At 51.5% G+C, this 16,972-nt stretch carries 15 protein-coding genes; 4 read left to right on the top strand and 11 right to left on the bottom strand.

The window, feature by feature from the left end; translation table 11 throughout:
* Nucleotides 1-13: 13 nt before the first annotated feature.
* From WC772_03250 to WC772_03285, 8 genes are all read right to left on the bottom strand, one after another.
* Entirely contained in the window at nucleotides 14-1,792 is a 1,779-nt protein-coding gene (locus WC772_03250) for a BatD family protein (protein ID MFA6169769.1), read from the bottom strand.
* Nucleotides 1,776-2,411 (bottom strand): tetratricopeptide repeat protein, encoded by a 636-nt coding sequence (locus WC772_03255; protein MFA6169770.1) that lies wholly within the window; start codon nucleotides 2,409-2,411, stop codon nucleotides 1,776-1,778. The genes WC772_03250 and WC772_03255 overlap by 17 nt, the downstream gene beginning before the upstream one ends.
* A gap of 5 nt (nucleotides 2,412-2,416) precedes the next feature.
* The gene (locus tag WC772_03260; protein MFA6169771.1) at nucleotides 2,417-3,403 is read right to left on the bottom strand and encodes a VWA domain-containing protein; all 987 of its coding nucleotides are present in this window, start codon (nucleotides 3,401-3,403) and stop codon (nucleotides 2,417-2,419) included.
* On the bottom strand, nucleotides 3,400-4,386 hold the full coding sequence (locus WC772_03265) for a VWA domain-containing protein (protein ID MFA6169772.1): 987 nt from the start codon (nucleotides 4,384-4,386) through the stop codon (nucleotides 3,400-3,402). Before WC772_03265 ends, WC772_03260 begins: the two co-directional genes overlap by 4 nt.
* Nucleotides 4,379-4,897, bottom strand: coding sequence for a hypothetical protein (locus WC772_03270; GenBank protein ID MFA6169773.1), 519 nt, complete (start codon nucleotides 4,895-4,897; stop codon nucleotides 4,379-4,381). Before WC772_03270 ends, WC772_03265 begins: the two co-directional genes overlap by 8 nt.
* The gene (locus tag WC772_03275) at nucleotides 4,894-5,763 is read right to left on the bottom strand and encodes a DUF58 domain-containing protein (protein MFA6169774.1); all 870 of its coding nucleotides are present in this window, start codon (nucleotides 5,761-5,763) and stop codon (nucleotides 4,894-4,896) included. The genes WC772_03270 and WC772_03275 overlap by 4 nt, the downstream gene beginning before the upstream one ends.
* The gene (locus tag WC772_03280; protein ID MFA6169775.1) at nucleotides 5,753-6,742 is read right to left on the bottom strand and encodes a MoxR family ATPase; all 990 of its coding nucleotides are present in this window, start codon (nucleotides 6,740-6,742) and stop codon (nucleotides 5,753-5,755) included. The genes WC772_03275 and WC772_03280 overlap by 11 nt, the downstream gene beginning before the upstream one ends.
* 123 nt (nucleotides 6,743-6,865) lie before the next feature.
* The gene (locus WC772_03285) at nucleotides 6,866-7,021 is read right to left on the bottom strand and encodes a hypothetical protein (protein MFA6169776.1); all 156 of its coding nucleotides are present in this window, start codon (nucleotides 7,019-7,021) and stop codon (nucleotides 6,866-6,868) included.
* Nucleotides 7,022-7,386: 365 nt separating this feature from the next.
* Here WC772_03285 and WC772_03290 point away from each other — a divergent pair, with 365 nt between their 5' ends.
* The 4 genes from WC772_03290 (at nucleotide 7,387) to WC772_03305 (ending at nucleotide 12,610) form a co-directional block, all read left to right on the top strand.
* The gene (locus tag WC772_03290) at nucleotides 7,387-8,142 is read left to right on the top strand and encodes a type III pantothenate kinase (GenBank protein MFA6169777.1); all 756 of its coding nucleotides are present in this window, start codon (nucleotides 7,387-7,389) and stop codon (nucleotides 8,140-8,142) included.
* A 67-nt stretch (nucleotides 8,143-8,209) separates the two neighbouring features.
* Complete coding sequence (gene lysS, locus WC772_03295; GenBank protein ID MFA6169778.1) at nucleotides 8,210-9,739, top strand: lysine--tRNA ligase; 1,530 nt, start codon at nucleotides 8,210-8,212, stop codon at nucleotides 9,737-9,739.
* The gene (metF, locus tag WC772_03300; protein ID MFA6169779.1) at nucleotides 9,726-10,595 is read left to right on the top strand and encodes a methylenetetrahydrofolate reductase [NAD(P)H]; all 870 of its coding nucleotides are present in this window, start codon (nucleotides 9,726-9,728) and stop codon (nucleotides 10,593-10,595) included. The genes lysS and metF overlap by 14 nt, the downstream gene beginning before the upstream one ends.
* A gap of 74 nt (nucleotides 10,596-10,669) precedes the next feature.
* Nucleotides 10,670-12,610, top strand: a complete 1,941-nt coding sequence (locus WC772_03305; protein ID MFA6169780.1) for a serine/threonine-protein kinase — start codon at nucleotides 10,670-10,672, stop codon at nucleotides 12,608-12,610.
* Here WC772_03305 and lnt read toward each other — a convergent pair.
* Genes lnt through WC772_03320 form a run of 3 tightly spaced genes read right to left on the bottom strand, consistent with a single transcriptional unit; the run spans nucleotide 12,591 to nucleotide 16,970 of the window.
* On the bottom strand, nucleotides 12,591-13,961 hold the full coding sequence (lnt, locus tag WC772_03310) for an apolipoprotein N-acyltransferase (protein ID MFA6169781.1): 1,371 nt from the start codon (nucleotides 13,959-13,961) through the stop codon (nucleotides 12,591-12,593). The two genes, WC772_03305 and lnt, sit on opposite strands and share 20 nt — an antisense overlap.
* A gap of 7 nt (nucleotides 13,962-13,968) precedes the next feature.
* Nucleotides 13,969-14,691, bottom strand: coding sequence for a hypothetical protein (locus WC772_03315; protein MFA6169782.1), 723 nt, complete (start codon nucleotides 14,689-14,691; stop codon nucleotides 13,969-13,971).
* On the bottom strand, nucleotides 14,691-16,970 hold the full coding sequence (locus tag WC772_03320; protein ID MFA6169783.1) for an LptA/OstA family protein: 2,280 nt from the start codon (nucleotides 16,968-16,970) through the stop codon (nucleotides 14,691-14,693). The genes WC772_03315 and WC772_03320 overlap by 1 nt, the downstream gene beginning before the upstream one ends.
* Nucleotides 16,971-16,972: the final 2 nt, after the last annotated feature.

A 16,972-nucleotide genomic window follows, 5' to 3' on the forward strand; every position in this document is an offset into this window, starting at 1 on the left:
ATTATAACAGTCGCTATCCGGGATGGGAATAGCTATTCGATTCAAGCAGGACGATCAAGCTTTCGGCTTTTTGGAGAAGCTTGTCCGCCGCCGCCCGATCGAGCGAAGACGGGGTGAAGCGGATCAGGTCGCATTCGTTAAAAAACTTTTCGATCTCTTTTTGTTCTGCCGCCGCAATCCCCTTGCCCGCTAATAATTCCTTAATCTCATCGGTTGTCGCGCCGGTGATCGGGAAAGTATATTTGTCGCCAAGATAATGGAAGACCGCTTCAAACAACTCGCCGACGTATTCTTTAAGTTTGCTCCCCTGTAGCAACTCTCTCGCCCGCTTTAAGCGGTCGCGGGCAACCCGAAAATGATTGACCGACAAATTATCTCGCCACCGCCGCCAGGCAAAATATAAAACCACAAGCAGGACAATCAGGCCAAACGAGACCAGAAATACGGGACTAATAATTACACCGTAAAACCAACGGAGCGGGCTCCGCCAATCAAAACTGATTTTCACCGAACCGTCAGGCAAGCTCCGGCTGGCAGCGTCAAGCCCCTTCGGCAGAGGAAGATTGGAAGGTAAAACCTTGATCGCGATCGGCTGGGATTTGATTTGGCGATAAGCCCCGCTCTCCGGCTCAAAATAGCTGAAGGTCAAAGCTGGAATCGTTAACTTTCCTTCCTTGAGCGGCAGGATGGCAAGCTCAAAGGTCTTGGACCCGGCAACCGAGGCCGCTCCGGCCGTGACTTTCTCTTTTGAGGTGCTGGAGAGCCGCTTGAAAGCTTCGCTCTCCGCCAGGACCGGCTCCGAAACCGATTGAATATTCCCCTCGCCAAATACCTTGGCGATCACGGTAAAGGGCTTCCCTCTTTCAACCTCCCGAACGCTCGGGGCGACCGACAGTTGATAACGCCCGACCGAACCGCCGAAATCAGCCGGCTTACCCGCTTCCGGCAGCGGCCGGACATTGATGGAAATAAGGTCGGTCTTCAGTAAAGTCGGCGCCCCCTGGTAAACTCTCGCCCGCAAAGAGGCTTCTTTGATCAAATGAGGCCCCGCCGAGATCGGAAAAAGGGCCATTCGGTAATCCTGGGCGAGATAATTAATCCCGTCGATCACTTCCTGGCGTTGATTATTGGCATTCGGCAGGGAGACCGACCAGAAACCGGTCGTTGACGGCGGCATATAGATCGGCTGTTCCAGCAGGTTGACCCGGCGATAGAAAGTGAAAGTTAATACGACCAACTGGTTGACGTAAGGGTTAGCCCGGGAAACGCTCATTTTCACTTTGATCGGGTCTTTGATCGCGACTGGCCGAGGAATGAGCGGGCGGTTAAAGATCTCGTCGATCATTTTGTCCCAGGGATCAACCGGCGCGGCCTGTCTGGTCGGAGCCGCTTTACCAGTTCCGGTCGCGGCGGTCACCTTTAAGGCGATCGGGTCCGAACGATAGCTCTGGCCGTTATAGTCCAAAACCGCCGTGCCAATCGAGGCCGAACCGACCTTGTCCGGCCTTAATATATATGTCATGGAGCTGGAAACGCTCGCCTGGCCGTTCATGATCGAAACATTAGAGGTCTGAAAACGGGAAACAGCGGTTAAATTCACGAATTGCGGCGGAGCCGGGAGCGGCAGGTTCTGTCCGCCGCCGGAGACAGTCAACGTATAATTAACTGTCTCGTCCAAAGCAACGGTCATTTTATCAACCGTCGCTTTTAGAGAAAGCTCACCGGCGATAACCGGGCTGACCAGCAAAATAACGCTTAAAATCAGTAAACTAATTTTACCAGTCCGGCCCATTCCCCGCTCCTTTTCCTTTGGCCTTTTTCCCTTTATGTTTTTCGTTATTCCCCAACCCCTGCATGATCCGTTCCGCGTCCTGTTTGTTCAACCCATTTTTCTTCTGCGGCTTGTTTCGCTGTTGTTTTTGTTGCTGTTTTTGCTGCTGCTTTTGCTTCTGTTTGTTCTGCTTGGGCCGCTGGTTCTTTGGCATTTTTAAAAGCTTTTTCGCCAAAGCCAGATTATAGAGCGTATCCTGGTCTTTATTCTTAAACTTCAACGCCTGTTCGTAGGAGTTAACCGCTCCTTCGTAGTTTTCCTGACGGAACTGGGCATTCCCTTTATTATATAACGCTTTATGGACCAACCCCTTATCGGCCGCTTCGCCGCTAACCGCCTCAAAGAGCTTTTCACTTTCGGCAAATTTTCCCTGACGATAGAGGGCGTTGCCAAGATTATACTTAGCCAGCGGATCTTTTTTCTTGGCCAAAATAGACTCATAAACATTCTGCGCCCGATCGAAAAGCCCGCGGTTATAGAACCCATTCCCTTTATTCAGACGGCTTTCAAAGGGGATGGAATAAGAAGCACTAAGCGATAAGCAAAAAGCGATAAGCAAAAAAATAAATATCTTCCTCATATGGATCAGCCTTTCCTCTCGGTCATTACGAACTCCGCCGCCAGGCAAATAAAAGCTAAAAGCAGAAAGATCTGAAAACGGTCGTAATATTGATACCCCAGCTTTTGGGCGATCTTGCTCTTGGGAAGAGCGGCAATCGCCGCCATCAGTTCCGGTAAAGCCGAGCTCCGCCCGCCGACAAAAAAAGCTTTGCCTCCGGTTTTCTCCGCTATCTCATTTAGCAAGTTAACATCAAGTTTAGAAACAACCAGTTCCCCCTTCTTGTCCCGCTTCACGCCGACCACCCGGCCGTTATCGTCGATCTCGGGGACTGTCTCCCCGACTTCCGTCCCAATGCCGACCGGGAAAAATTTGACTCCCGCCCCCGCCGCTTCATCGGCCGCGCCGCGGGCGCCGCCGGAGAGATCTTCCCCGTCGGTGATCAGGATGACCGCTTTACTGGTCGGCGCTTTGTCAAAAGCCTGGACCGCCGAGCGGATCGCTCCGCCCAGGTCGGTCCCCGGCACCGGAATTAAAGACGGGCTTAATGAATCAAGGAACAGAGCAACAGCACTGATATCACCGGTCAGCGGACACTCCACAAAACTGCTCCCGGCAAAAGCGACCAGGCCAAGCCGGTTCCCGGCCAGCTGCAAAGTCAGGAGGCGCAGCGCCTGCTTGGCATTTTCCAGCCGGTTAGGTTTGAGATCGGCCGCCAGCATGCTTTTACTGACGTCAACGGCAAAGATCAGGTCGATCCCCGGCGCGGTAAAATGTTGTTCCCTCTCCCCCCATTGCGGCCGAGCCAACGCAATGATCAAAAAAGCGATCCCGGCGTAAAACAAAATTCGTTTTTGCCCCTCTTTCCGCCGGTCAAAATGGCGGGTCATTAACGGCTCAAGTTCACGGCCGAAAAGCCGGTAATTTTTTTGCCGGCCGGCCAGCCACTCATAAAAAGCGGCAGCGCCAAGAAGCGGTAAAAGCCATAAGTAGATCGCGGCGGCAAAGATCATGGCAGTCTCACCCAGTATTTGACCAAGCCAAATTCCAGTAGCAACAGTAAAAGAGCCGGTAAGGCGAAGAGCGGGAACTTCTCGTCAAAGACAAACTGTTTTTTGGCGTCGAACTTGCTCTTTTCCAATTGGTCGATCTGCTGAAAGATCGAGCGAAGCTTCCCGCCATCGGTCGCCAAGTAGTAGCCGCCGTTAGTCGTCGCGGCCAAACGCTTTAACCCTTCCACGTTCATCTTGGTCAGGAAGGGGGTCCCGTCTGGATTATAGGCGTAGGTTTTATTGCCGAACTGGTCGACCATCGGGATCGGGGCCCCTTTCGGGTCGCCAATGCCGATAGCGTAAATCTTGATATCGTAAGTCGCCGCTAATTTCGCGGCGGTGTCGGGATCGACCGCCCCGGCATTATTATCGCCATCGGTCAGGAGAAGAATGATCTTACTCTTCGCCTGTGAATCTTTCAGTCGTTTCACCCCATTCGCCAAGGCCATCCCAATCGCGGTCCCGTCTTCAGCCATCCCGACCCTGACATCATCCAGGAACGAGAGGACGGTCCGATGGTCGGTGGTCAGCGGCGCCTGAAGATAACTTTCAGCCCCGAAAACGATCAGGCCGATCCGGTCGTTAGGTCGCGAGCGGATAAAATCAGCCAAGAGGTTCTTGGCGACCGCGATCCGATTAGGCACAAAGTCTTCGGCGGTCATCGAACTGCTGACATCCATAGCGACCATAATGTCGATCCCGTAGCGGTTGGCGTTGTCAAAGATAAAGCTCGCCTGCGGCCGGGCAAGAGCCAGCACTAGTAAAATCAGCGCGCTTAACCGGAGAACAAGCGGCAGGCGCTGTTTCCAAACGGCCTGTCGACCGGGATCGGCCAAACGCCAAGCTAAGTCGGGATGCGGCAAAGCGGCTGGCTTCCCACTCCTCTTCAGGCTATATATGTAAGGAAGCAGCAATAATAGTAACAGCCAAAATATATTAGCCAATCGCACGATAAAACTCCTTTATAAAGCGGAGCGCTTTCTCTTTTGATTCCCGCATTGTCGCCAGGCTCGGCTTTTCCCTGGCAAATTTGACCAGGTCGGCATCTTGCAGGAAACGGTCAAGCAGTTTGATCTTCTCGTAATCCCGTTCGACCCGCTCCATTTCCCCGATCAATTCATATGAGGTCTTCTCCAGGGCGTCGATCTTGTAATTAGCGGCCAGAAAATGGCGGACGATCCCGGTCAGCTCAAAATAATAATCGCGGAAAAAACTTTTCTGAAAATAAGTGACCGGATCAAGGGCCAATAAAGCCTCTTCGGCCAGTTGATTAAACGGCTTTGAGGGAACCTTGTCTTCAGCCTTCGCCTCTGCCTTCGTCTTGATTTTTAAATAGTATCTGTAAGCAAGGTAACCAAGGCCAAGGCAAATGATAAAGCAAAGGCCAAGGAAAAAGATCGTCCCCCAGTCAATGATCCCAACAATCCCTTTAATATCCCGGATATCGGTCGTCATCGGCGGGCTTTCCTTTGCTGGCGCTTAAAGAACTGGTTAAGCGGCTTAATATAGTTCCCGTCGGTCGAAAGCTCCAGGCAATCAACTTTCAGGGAACGGAAGAATTTCAGTTTTTTTTGGTATTCGGCTTGGGCCGCCGCCCGGTAAGCCTGGCGAACTGCCGGGTCACCCCCGTCGATCGCGCGCAGTTCTCCGCTTTCCGGGTCCTCAACCATGAGCAACCCATCGTGAGCAGGGAAATCAAGCTCAAAACGATCTTTAATGAAAACCGGGATCAGGTCGTGGCGGCGGGCAAGAGCGGTCACCGGCCGTTCGTAATCGTCCCCCAGAAAATCTGAAATAAGAAAGACGATCGCCCCTTTACGCTGGACCCGGCTGAAATAACGGAGCGCCTGGGTCAGGTCGGTCCGGGTATTCTGACGTTTAAAGAATAAGATATCCCGGATGATCCGCATGACATGCTTTTTCCCTTTTTTGGGGGGGATATATTTTTCGATCTGATCGCTGAAGAGGAGGACCCCGACCAGATCGTTGTTCTTGATCGCCGAAAAAGCGAGAATGGCGGCCAGCTCCGCCGCGATCTCGTTCTTGCTTTTATTCAGGGAACCAAAATCCTGGGAAGCGGAAACGTCGACCAAGAGGATGATCGTCCGCTGGCGCTCTTCAATGAATTTCTTGACGAATGGACGGCCGAGACGAGCGGTTACGTTCCAGTCGATCGAGCGGATATCGTCCCCCGGCTGGTATTCGCGGACCTCGTGGAATTCCAGTCCCTCCCCCTTAAAAACGCTCCGGTACTCGCCGGCAAAAAGCTGTTCGACCGGTTTGCGCGACTGGATCTCGATCCGACGGATTTTACGGAACATCGACAGCATCTAAAACCTTTTGAATAATCGTCTCCGACGTTTGCTCTTCCGCCTCCGCTTCGTAGGTCAGGATGATCCGGTGGCGCATGACGTCCAGGGCGACGTTCTTGATATCGTCGGGGATGACATAGCCGCGGCGGCGGATAAACGCCTGCCCTTTGGCAGCGTGAGCGAGGTTGATCGAAGCGCGCGGGGAAGCGCCAAATTGGATCAGGCCAGCCAGCTCGCCGACGCCGTAATCCTGCGGCGTCCTGGTCGCGGAGACTAGATTAACGATGTACTGCTTTAGCTTGTCATCAATGTAGATCTGGTTAATAACCTGGCGGGTCTCCATGATCTCCTGGATACTGACAACCTTACTGATCTTCGGTTCCTGGCCAATAAGGGCGGAATCAATGATCTTCAACTCTTCTTCTTTCCGGGGATAAGTGATCTTCAACTTAAACATAAAGCGGTCGATCGCTGCTTCGGGGAGAGGATAGGTCCCCTCTTGCTCGATCGGATTTTGCGTCGCCATGACCAGGAACGGCTCCGGCAATTGATGAGTGGTATCGGAGATGGTAACCCGGTGCTCCTGCATCGCTTCCAGCAGGGCGCTCTGAACCTTGGAAGGAGCCCGGTTAATCTCGTCGGCCAGAATGATATTGGCAAAGATCGGCCCTTTGCGCGAGGTAAATTCCCCGCTCTTCGGGTTAAGGATCATCGTCCCGATCAGGTCGGATGGCAGAAGGTCGGGGGTGAACTGAATCCGGGCGAATTTGGCGTCAACCGCCGCCGCCAGCGCCTTGATGATCAAGGTCTTGGCCAACCCCGGCACCCCCTCGACCATTACGTGGCCGTTACAAAGCATGGCAACGATCAACCGGTCGATAATCCCTTTTTGGCCGATGATCGTCCCAGCTAGCGCCTGGCCGATCTTTTCCACGAACTCGCTTTTGGCTTTAACTTTTTCGTCGATGACCCTAATCTCTTCGTTCATATAACTTCTCCTTTCAACTTTTTAAATATGATCCAATAATAGAAGGATAACACTTTGCGCCGCAGTGAGGAAATATTACACAAAAATAGATTAAAAATCAATTAGAGTAGGGTTAGAAAATTGTTAAAAAGAGAGCCCTTTATTGATCAGGTAAAGCCGATAGCGGTCGGTATTATCATAAGTGAGCGTCGGCTCGATCAAATCCCGATTAACAAGAACTGCGGAGCTCCGCTGAAACAACTTCAAACGCCAGGTGTTATCTTTCAAGTTGTATTTCAAGTCGTAAGGGAGGATCCCTTTCTCTCGCAAGTTAAAATTCAGGTTGGGATCGGTTAAATCAAGGCCAAAGCGGTCGGACGCGTATCGTTCTACTTTATTAACCGTCGGATTAGGACAAGCCTCCGTTTCTTTAGTAATTTTTAGACAAGAAGGGTCGTAATCTTCAGCCGGCGGAACCAGATCAAGACTAAAGCCAGTTTATAAGCAAAAATACAGATAATTAAAGCTAAAACTTCTCTTTTCATAAAAACCTATTCACCTGTCGGAAACCAGCGGCAATATCGCCGCGGATTCCTCCAAAGCATTGCATTTCAAGGAACCGCGAATTTTATTCGCAGGCTCCTTAAGCGTGATATAATTATTAAATGATACTGACCATTGACGTCGGCAATACTAACATTGTCTATGGCCTTTTTGAAGGTCCGAAATTGGTCGCCACCTGGCGAACCCCGACCGCGCCATATATATATCGTAAAATTAAGGGAAATATTGCACAGGTAATCATCGCCAGCGTGGTCCCGGCGGTTAACCGGAAATTGGCCAAAGATATCAAGCAACATTACGGGCTCGTTCCTCGCTTTGTTTCGGCTGCCGATATCCCCCTGATCAAGGTCAAGCTTAGCGACAAAAAAGCGATCGGCGCCGATCGGGTCGTCAACGCTCTGGCCGCATACACTCTCTATAACCGCCCCGCCTTGATCATCGATTTCGGAACCGCCACTACTTTTGATTATGTTTCGGCTAAAGGTGAATACCTAGGCGGGGCAATTGCTCCCGGCATCACCCTTGCCCGCGACACCCTGCATCAGCGGACCGCCAAGCTTCCATCCGTGCCGATCGTCGCGCCTAAACGAGTCGTCGGCCGCAGCACCGTTGAAGCTCTGCAAAGCGGACTGGTCTTTGGCTACGTCGCCATGGTCGAAGGAATGGTAAAACGTATAAAATCCGAATTGAGCAATTCGAATGCCCGAATGACTAATGCTCGAATGACTGTAATCGCGACAGGCGGGTTAGCGAAGCTAATTTGTAAGTACACCCCCGTTGTTGATATAATAGATTTGGACCTGACCCTCAAGGGGTTAAGGATCATAGCAGAAAAAAAGTTATCAACCTGCGGCTGAACGCCGCGGTTATCAAAACTTTAACCGCGACGTTTAGTCGCGAGTTAGTAGTTAGCAAGGGGTAAAAATGTCAGAAGAATTAAGCGATTTGTTAAAAGTTAGGCGGGAAAAGCTGCAGAACATCAGGGACAAAGGGGTTAATCCTTATCCATATAAGTTCACGGCGACCGCCCACTCCAATCAAGTTCTGGAAAACTTTGCTCAACTGACTGAAGGCCAAGAAAGCACCGAGACCGTCGCTATTGCCGGCCGGATCATGACCAAGCGCGGCCATGGCAAGGCCTCTTTCGCCACCATCCAGGACGAGTTCGGCCGGATCCAGATCTACGCCAAACTCGATGTCATTGGGGAAAATCAATATGAGCTCTGGCAGAACCTCGACATAGGGGATTACATCGGCGTGACCGGTCATGTTTTCCGGACCAAGACCAACGAGATCACCGTCCGGGTGGAAAAGCTAGAAATTTTAAGCAAATCGCTCCTCCCCCTGCCGGAAAAATGGCACGGACTGCAGGATAAAGAGATCCGTTACCGGGAACGCTACCTTGACCTGATGGTCAACCCGGAAGTTAAAGCTGTTTTCGTCAAAAGGAGCAAGATCGTCTCCTTTATCCGCCGTTTCCTGGAGGAAAAAGGGTTCCTGGAAGTTGAAACCCCGGTCCTGCACGTCCTGCAAGGTGGCGCCGCCGCCCGGCCGTTCGAGACTTTTCACGATGCCTTGAGCATGCCTTTGTTTATGAGGATCGCCCCCGAGCTCTATTTGAAGCGGCTTTTGGTCGGCGGTTTTGAAAAAGTATTTGAAATGGGCCGGGTCTTCCGGAACGAAGGGATGTCCTTCAAGCATAACCCGGAATACACGATGATCGAGATTTATCAGGCCTACGTCGACTATCACGACATCATGCAACTCACAGAAGAACTGGTCGTTAACGCCGCCAAAGAGGTACTGGGAACGGTGGAAATCGAATTCCGCGGCGAAAAGATCAACCTCACCCCACCTTGGAAAAAAATTACCCTGGAAGAAGCGCTCAAAGAGAACGGGATCGACATCATCGGCAAAAACGATGACCAGATCCGCGCCTTAGGAAAAGAAAAAGGAATCGAAGGGGCGACGGAACTTGGCATCGGCAAGATTATTAACGAACTCTACGACAAGTTCGTTGAGCCTAACCTACGGCAACCGACCTTTATCATCGACCACCCGCTCGAAACTTCTCCTTTGGCCAAGAAACATCGGTCAAAAGAAGGGAAAGTTGAACGTTTTGAACTGATCATGGCTGGAATGGAGTTGGCCAACGCCTTCTCCGAGCTTAATGACCCGATCGACCAAATGCAGCGCTTCCAAAAACAGGCCGACCTTAAAGCGGCCGGCGACGAAGAAGCCGAGTCGATGGACGAAGATTTCCTCCGGGCGCTCGAATATGGGATGCCCCCGGCTGGTGGCCTAGGGATCGGGATCGACCGCCTGGTAATGCTCCTGACCAATTCCCCGTCCATCAGGGACGTGATCTTCTTTCCCCACATGCGGCCGCTCACCAAGTCGCAACCGAAACCGGAAGAAATGGAAGCCCTGAAAGATAAGAATGAAAGTAAGTAAAGCCTTGAACCGGATCGACCGGCCAACTCTCTCTTTTGAATTTTTCCCGCCCAAAACACCGGAAGGGGAAGCCCATCTCTTAGCCGCGCTTGAAAAACTGGGTCAGTTCCACCCTGATTTCGTCTCCGTAACCTACGGCGCGATGGGAACGACCCGGGAAAAGACTTTTTACTGGGCGGAATTGATCAAAAAGAAGTTCAAAATCGAACCGGTCGCCCATTTAACTTGTGTCGGCGCCGAGCGCCATGATATTGCCGCCCAGCTCAAACAGCTTGCCAAATTAGGAATTGAAAATATCCTCGCCCTGCGGGGCGATCCGCCGGCTGGGGAAACAAAATTTGTTCCCCCCAAGAACGGTTTCCGCTACGCTTCGGAACTGGTCGAGTTCATTAAAGAAGAGCAACCGAAGTTTTGCGTCGGGGTCGCCGGCTACCCGGAAAAGCACACCGAAGCGGCCGCCATGAAAAAAGATATCGCCAACTTAAAGAAAAAGATCGACGCCGGGGCCGAGTACGTCATCACCCAATTATTCTTTAACAACCAGGCCTATTTTGATTTCGTCGATCAATGCCGGACCGCGGGAATTAAAATACCGATCATCCCTGGCCAGATGATGATCACCAGCACCAAGCAGATCAAAACGCTGACCGAAAAATGCGGCGCGACTATTCCGAAAGAATTATTGGAGAAGATCGAAAAGAACGCGGAGAACCCAGAAGCTATCAAGCGGATCAGCACCGAATGGACCCTGGAGCAGACCAGAGAATTAATTATCGGCGGGGTCAACTACTTCCACTTCTTCGTCATGAACCAGGCCGAACCAATCTCGACCGTCCTCAACGAACTGGGATTTTAAACTTTACCTATCGGATATTTTTCCCAAAATAATGTGAAATTTTTTGAATAATTATCGGATATATTTTCAACAATATGTCTTTATCAAGAATTCGAATTGGGAGAGATGAATCGTTCTTAAAGCGACTGGTAACCGCTTATAATCGAGGCGGCGCGGAAAAACAAGACGCCTTAAACACGATCAACCACTTCAGCACGGCCGGCAGACATACCGTGCTGGCGAAATTAATCGATCTAAGCAGTAGTTATCATTTCGCGGCCCCGCTGTGCGGTTATCTCTCCCAATCAATTTCGACAAAAGCCTCCGTTTCCATCGCCGTTCCCAATGATATCGCGACTCAACTGGAAAAGATAAGAGACGATGTCGCTACCGCCGTTTTACAATTTGACCGCTTAAGGCATAAATATGAAGAAATCGGCAACCGACTGGACGCGACCGAAAAACAAGAGCCCATCTGGCGGACCGCGTTTGCCGCTCTGGCCGGTGACATTGATAGTCTGACCAGTAATCTATTGCAAGCGGTAAGAACGGAAAAACTCCTGGAAGAACCGCCGATCAGCCTTCGCGGAGCAAAGGCCCCCTTTGAAGACGAAGCGATTGCGGCCAGCGCTCTAGAGGCCGATGATCTGTTGCTCTTTACCGATTACGCCGTCCAACTAACCGGTTTATCCGATAAGCTTAGAGTAATCGTCCAAAATTGGAACAGCGTCAAACCGAAGATTGGCGCCGTTGGGCACGCCATTAGGGCCACAAAACAAAGGCATCGCCGGTTTGAACAATCTGAATTAATGCAGTGGGCTGAAGTCCCGATGATTAAGAATGAAATTGAAATAATAAAAATGCTTGAAAGATATATCGACAGCCAGGAAAGAACGTTGAAAGAACAGCTCGATCGGTTATCCGCCGGTCTTGGTAATTTAGCCGGTGCGGCCCGGTCTTTAGCGGGTTTCATCAAAGCGCCGGCTTTAGTCTCGCCCCAGCAGGTTGTTTTTATCGGCCGGTCGGAACCGGTCAGCCCACCGGCATCAAAAACCACGCCGATCCCGTTCTCCGTGCCGGTATTACTAGGGAATGATGGGACCATGCCGATCGATTTTCAAGAAAACCTGATACGGAAAGATCGTTTTTTAGTCATTAAAAGGCTTGGCAGCGGAAACATGGCGGTCGCATTTCTGGTATTCGATCGATCTTCAAGGACGGAAATAGTGCTCAAATTCCCCTTAATGGAACAAGCTTGCAACCCGATGATCTTGGAACGTTTTAGCCGGGGGGAAGCAAAAGCCCACCGAGCGGCCGGCCTTCCGGGGATCGTGCAATATTACGGCTATGATACGGTGGATCGCCATGAATATTTAAGAACCATTGATTGGACGGAAGCGGCGCCGTTAGGCTTGCCAGCATTCGTCCCTTTTATAGCGATGGAATATGTTGACGGCCCGACTTTGCAGGAAATCATCAATCAGAGAAGGCTTTCCACTCGCGAAACCCTGGTGGTTGCACTGGACCTGGCTAAAATTTTACAAAGATTACATCAGAATCGGATAATTCATCGGGATTTGAAGCCCGATAACATCTTCGTTACAAAAAAGGGGGTCAAAATATCCGATTTTGGCATCGCCAAACTCTTAACAAGCCCGCCTTTCAACCGTCCTTCATTAACCCCTCCTAATTTGATATTGGGGACGCCTGAATATATGTCGCCGGAAGCCTTGACCAGTGTCGTGGGAATAGATTGGAAAAGCGATCAGTATGCCTTTGGCGCAATCGTTTATGAAATGTTAAGCGGACACCCTCCCTTCGGCGGCTGCGGAGCAACCCCGGTGGAACTATGGGTTTATGCTAATCACATCAACAATGACGAGGTGCCCGATCTCCGTAAAACGACTACCATTCCCGACAAATTATGGGACTTAATTAAACGCACCCTGGCAAAAAAACCCGACGAAAGATATCGGACCTGGCCTGAACTGATAGTCGAACTTGAAGAGATGAAAATTAACGAACCGGGATTTTAACAACCACCACTTCCCGCTTATTCAATTCACTTTGTTTAATAACCCGCCCGTACGGATCGATCAAACCGGAAACGCCGGTATTCCCCAATTGGACAAAATAGCGCCGGTTCTCGACCGCCCGGAGGATCCCGGCCTGCCAGTGGAGGTAAGGAGTAACCGAATCGCCGAACCAGGCGTCGTTGGTCACGGTTAGGATAAAGGCGGTCTTTTTATTGACCCGCCGTTTGATAAGATCTGGGATAGTCGACTCAAAGCAGATCGCCCCCGCCGCTTCATACCTTCCGATGATCAATGGACTAACCGCCCCATCGGAACTAAACTCGGAATCAAAGTAGCCGGTCCCTTTTAGAATAGGATAGATCAGCGGCCGAAAAGGCAGAAATTCGCCGAACGGGACCAGTTGTTCTTTTCCATAGCGGGAAACGATCGCTCCCAGCGAGGAAAGGGTCACGATCGAATTGTAGGCCCGGCCTTTCTCGCCGTAATAGGCGGTCCCAAGCGCCAGCCACGACCCGGTCTCGGCCGAGAGTTTTTGCAGCCTAGGGAAATAACGGTAATGCTGGGCCAGGTAAGCAAAGACCGCCGTTTCCGGCCAGACGATCAAATCAACTTTTTCCCCGGCTTGCCGGCTCATGGCTTCATGTAATTCATAGTTTTGGCTAACCATTAGGGGGTTCATCCGGTCAAATTGGTCAACGTTTGATTGAATCAAGGCGACCGTCAAGGCTTTAGGCGGATCATTGACCACCGGATGTTGGAGCAGGACAAAATTCCCCCAAATCAGCGCCGCCGCCACGATCAACAACGCCGCCAGCGGGAAAAGCCGACGGCTCGATTGGGCGATCAGTTGAGCGATAGCGGAATTAACCAGCACGACCAAAAAACTGACCCCAAAGACCTGAAAAAATGAGGCGATCTGCAGGATGGCCGGAACGGACGCTTGAGAATAGCCAACGACCCCAACCGAAACCCCAAGCGGCCCCAAAACTCGCAGCCATTCCGCGCCGATCCAAAGCAAGGGAATCGCCGCAAAACGATAACGCTGATCGAGCCGCAGGAATACCCCGGTAAAGAGCAGGAGAAAAAGCGACTGAAAGAAAGCCAATAAAACCCAACCGGTGATGATCCAGTAACCGCCAAAACGAAAGAGCGGCGTAATGCCATAAAATGCGCCGAGAAAATAAACCAACCCAAAAACCAGGGTCAATCGATAAGCTTCACGCCTATCACCAGCCCGTCCCAAAACAACAAAAAACGGGACCAGCGCCACCCAAGCCAGCCACCAAAGATCGGTTTTCGGAAAAGCCAGGGTGAGCAGAACGCCGGACAATACAGCCAGTAAGTAATTCATAGCTCCTTTATTGGATCTTAACGACAACCTTATTGAGATCGAGGCTGGACGGGACCGACGAATCGGGATCGTCGTTGATCGTCAACTCGGTCCCGGCAATTTTAGAAACGTAATTGCTCATCATCAAATGATCGGCCGGCAATTTTTCCGCGCCGGTCACCCAGGGAACGGTTAGGATGTCAAAATAAATGATATCCGGAACGTTCGCCCCGAACAATTGTTCCAAACGAATGGTAAAATTAAAAAAACTGCCGCTGGGAGCGGTCGTCGACAGGACCTCCCTGGTCGACGAAGCGCCGAAAACAAACGGCCCCTGCCCCAGGAAATAACCGGCCGGCTCGGTAATAACATAACCGGTCCAAGTTGAGTAGTAGTTGTTAAAGTAAGCCTCCATCGAGCCGTACATCGGGATCGTCCCCGGCTCCAACAATTCATCACGGGTCCCGCCCGGCTGGGGAAGCGGGAGCTGAACCTTATAAGCCGAGGTCCCGCTAACGACCAGGAAATAGCGGTTGGCGGTCGCTTCGACCGTCCCGCGCATCGTCACCTGGACCACCATCTCCGCTCCGCTCGGGGCGATCTGGGTAACTGTTCTGGCACAGCCGGAGACAAGCAGTAAGCTGTAAGCAGTAAGCAAGAAAGCAATTATGAATAATTGATAAAACTGGAAACCGCGACGATATTGTCGCCGGTTTCCAGCCATTAGTCTGTTGTTTTTCTCATTTCTCATTAAAATTTCCTCTGATCTTCACCCTTGAACTTGTTCATCTCTTTTTCAAACCCTTCGAAATAGAAGCCGCGGCCGGAACCGAAACCGAACGGCTCGTCCGGCAGGGCCTTAACGCTGAAAATAAAACTGTACTCCTTGCGATAGTCGGAATAGTTAAACTTCATCTCCCAACAGTGAAGCTCTTTAACGATCGCCACGTCCTGCAGGCGGATCTCCTTCTTAGCGGTATCATACACCTGGCTAAAGTTAAGATGAAGCTGGTTCGGCTCCTTCTCCAGAAAATAAATGTCGTAATAAACGCTCCCCTGCCGGATCTCCCCAACGTTCAGATCCTGGGTCGCCGCCAGGCTGCAGCCGAAATAGCTGTAAGGGGAAAGGGTCAGCCGCGAGATCAGATCGCGGTACTTATGGTTTTCCAGGTCCCAGCCGCCATCAACCGTTAAACGCCAGGCTTTGTCGGGAGCGATCAGCAGGCTCGACATCAGGTCGAACCAAGTCGCGGTCTGCCAGTTGCGGCCGCTCTCGAACCACCAGCTGAACTTATCCTCTTTATAAAAAGTTATCCGTTTCTTGATGTCGTGATAGCTGGCGCCGAGCTTGTCAAAAAAGAAAGGGGAATTACCGTCGGTCACCCCTTTCCGGTAACTGATGCTGTTCCTAAACCAGCCCCCCAGATCGGTACTCGTCCCGGCGCTTTCCCGGTAGGCGTACATCTGGTCGCCTGGAGCGTAAGCATACTGGTCGGCCCCGACACCAAGGCTCAAGGTCGTCCCCGGACCAAACGGCACGCTTTTACCGGCGTCCAGGGTCAAACGATAGCGTTGGGTCGCGTAATCACGGTTTTTGTTAAGTTGCGGCACCCATTTGACTTCGCGGTAGTAGCCGTAGCCGAACGTGGAACTTATATCGGCCCAACCCAATCCCAAGCTCTGGGGGTAGAGCTCCAGCTCCGGCTGTTTCGTCAGGGATTCATAACGGGAAACGTTCGGATAAAGGTCCTGGCGCAGATCAAGGAACCGGCTCTCGCTGTATTTCCAGGCGTACCCCTGTTCCCGTCCGGTGATCGTCATTTCCGGTTCGACCCGCTCCTCTCCCGAATCACCCTCTTTGGCTAAACTGTAGTAGTAATTAGTCGTGGTGGTCAGGATAACGGTATCGGACCAAAGCGGCCGACTGAAAAAGAGACGCTGGGAATTGCGGACCCAGCCCGGTGAATTTTTTGCCTGATTGTAATTGATCGAATAAGCGAGCGAAGTCGCGCCGACCGTCCGGTCGAAGGAAAAATTCAGTTGCTGGATCCCCGCGTTCCGGTCATCGAGTGTCGTCAAGGCTAGGCTCCCGTTCCCCTGATCGGTTGTGTTCAGGTTCAGATTATAGGCGGTAAAATCGCTCCGGCCGCTGGGAACCTGATAGATCGAGGAATAACGATGCTCCATACCCATGGTCGTCTTTTCGTTCAGGTTTTTCTTGCTGGTGATCTTCGTCACCCAATCCGATTTAGCCGTATCCCGTTCATCGACATGATAGACGTAAAGGGTCCCAAGCCCCAGCGCCGCCAAGCCGTAGGCGACCTGGGTCCCGTAGCCCCACCCCTTCTTCTCCATCTGATCGATGTAGAGAAGCCCGGCGGGATAATCCCAGGTCGTTTTAACATAATTGCCTTCAACCGCGTTGTTGCCGAAAACCCAATTCCGTTTTTTCTGACCTTTCAGATCGTAAACGTAATAAGGGAGCCAGAGGACCGGAATTTCGCCGATCCACATCACGACGTTCCGCCCTTCCATCTTGTCCTCGGGATAATATTCGATCCGGTCGGCGGTCAAATAATAATGCTCCAGGTTTTTATCGCAGGTCGAGATCTCCCCCGGCCCGCCAAACATGTTTTTGTTCTTCTGGTCAAGTTTGTCAGCGGACAAAAAGATCTCCCCCTTAATTGAAGAAGGGACAAAAGATGAGCTAAAGCCCCGAAAGGAGGTCGATTCATCGCTCGCATCGTAAGTCAGGTGGGCGGCAGTCGCGCGGTAATCTTTCGTGTAAAGCCGGACATGCCCTTCGGCGGTGGCGATATTGGTCGCGGAGTCCATCAGCAACTCGTCGGCAAAGATCGTCACCTCTTTAAGGCGGACTTCGACCGAACCGGTCGCCTTAACTTGGTCGGTATCATCGTAATATTTTAAAAGATCGGCCTTGATGTTGACGGGGATCTTCTCCTCATCGGCCATGACCGGCAAAGCCAAGAGGCAAAGGCAGAGGCAAAGGCGGAGACAGAGGTTATTCATAA

It is taken from the genome of Candidatus Margulisiibacteriota bacterium (assembly GCA_041661965.1).
GTDB lineage: Bacteria > Margulisbacteria > WOR-1 > O2-12-FULL-45-9 > XYB2-FULL-48-7 > XYB2-FULL-45-9.

Excerpts from the sequence above, each read along its gene's own strand:
- WC772_03250 (MFA6169769.1), bottom strand. The coding sequence starts at position 1,792 with ATGGGCCGGACTGGTAAAATTAGTTTACTGATTTTAAGCGTTATTTTG.
- WC772_03255 (MFA6169770.1), bottom strand. The coding sequence starts at position 2,411 with ATGAGGAAGATATTTATTTTTTTGCTTATCGCTTTTTGCTTATCGCTT.
- WC772_03260 (MFA6169771.1), bottom strand. The coding sequence starts at position 3,403 with ATGATCTTTGCCGCCGCGATCTACTTATGGCTTTTACCGCTTCTTGGC.
- WC772_03270 (MFA6169773.1), bottom strand. The coding sequence starts at position 4,897 with ATGACGACCGATATCCGGGATATTAAAGGGATTGTTGGGATCATTGAC.
- WC772_03275 (MFA6169774.1), bottom strand. The coding sequence starts at position 5,763 with ATGTTCCGTAAAATCCGTCGGATCGAGATCCAGTCGCGCAAACCGGTC.
- WC772_03280 (MFA6169775.1), bottom strand. The coding sequence starts at position 6,742 with ATGAACGAAGAGATTAGGGTCATCGACGAAAAAGTTAAAGCCAAAAGC.
- WC772_03290 (MFA6169777.1), top strand. The coding sequence starts at position 7,387 with ATGATACTGACCATTGACGTCGGCAATACTAACATTGTCTATGGCCTT.
- lysS (MFA6169778.1), top strand. The coding sequence starts at position 8,210 with ATGTCAGAAGAATTAAGCGATTTGTTAAAAGTTAGGCGGGAAAAGCTG.
- metF (MFA6169779.1), top strand. The coding sequence starts at position 9,726 with ATGAAAGTAAGTAAAGCCTTGAACCGGATCGACCGGCCAACTCTCTCT.
- WC772_03305 (MFA6169780.1), top strand. The coding sequence starts at position 10,670 with ATGTCTTTATCAAGAATTCGAATTGGGAGAGATGAATCGTTCTTAAAG.
- lnt (MFA6169781.1), bottom strand. The coding sequence starts at position 13,961 with ATGAATTACTTACTGGCTGTATTGTCCGGCGTTCTGCTCACCCTGGCT.
- WC772_03315 (MFA6169782.1), bottom strand. The coding sequence starts at position 14,691 with ATGAGAAATGAGAAAAACAACAGACTAATGGCTGGAAACCGGCGACAA.
- WC772_03320 (MFA6169783.1), bottom strand. The coding sequence starts at position 16,970 with ATGAATAACCTCTGTCTCCGCCTTTGCCTCTGCCTTTGCCTCTTGGCT.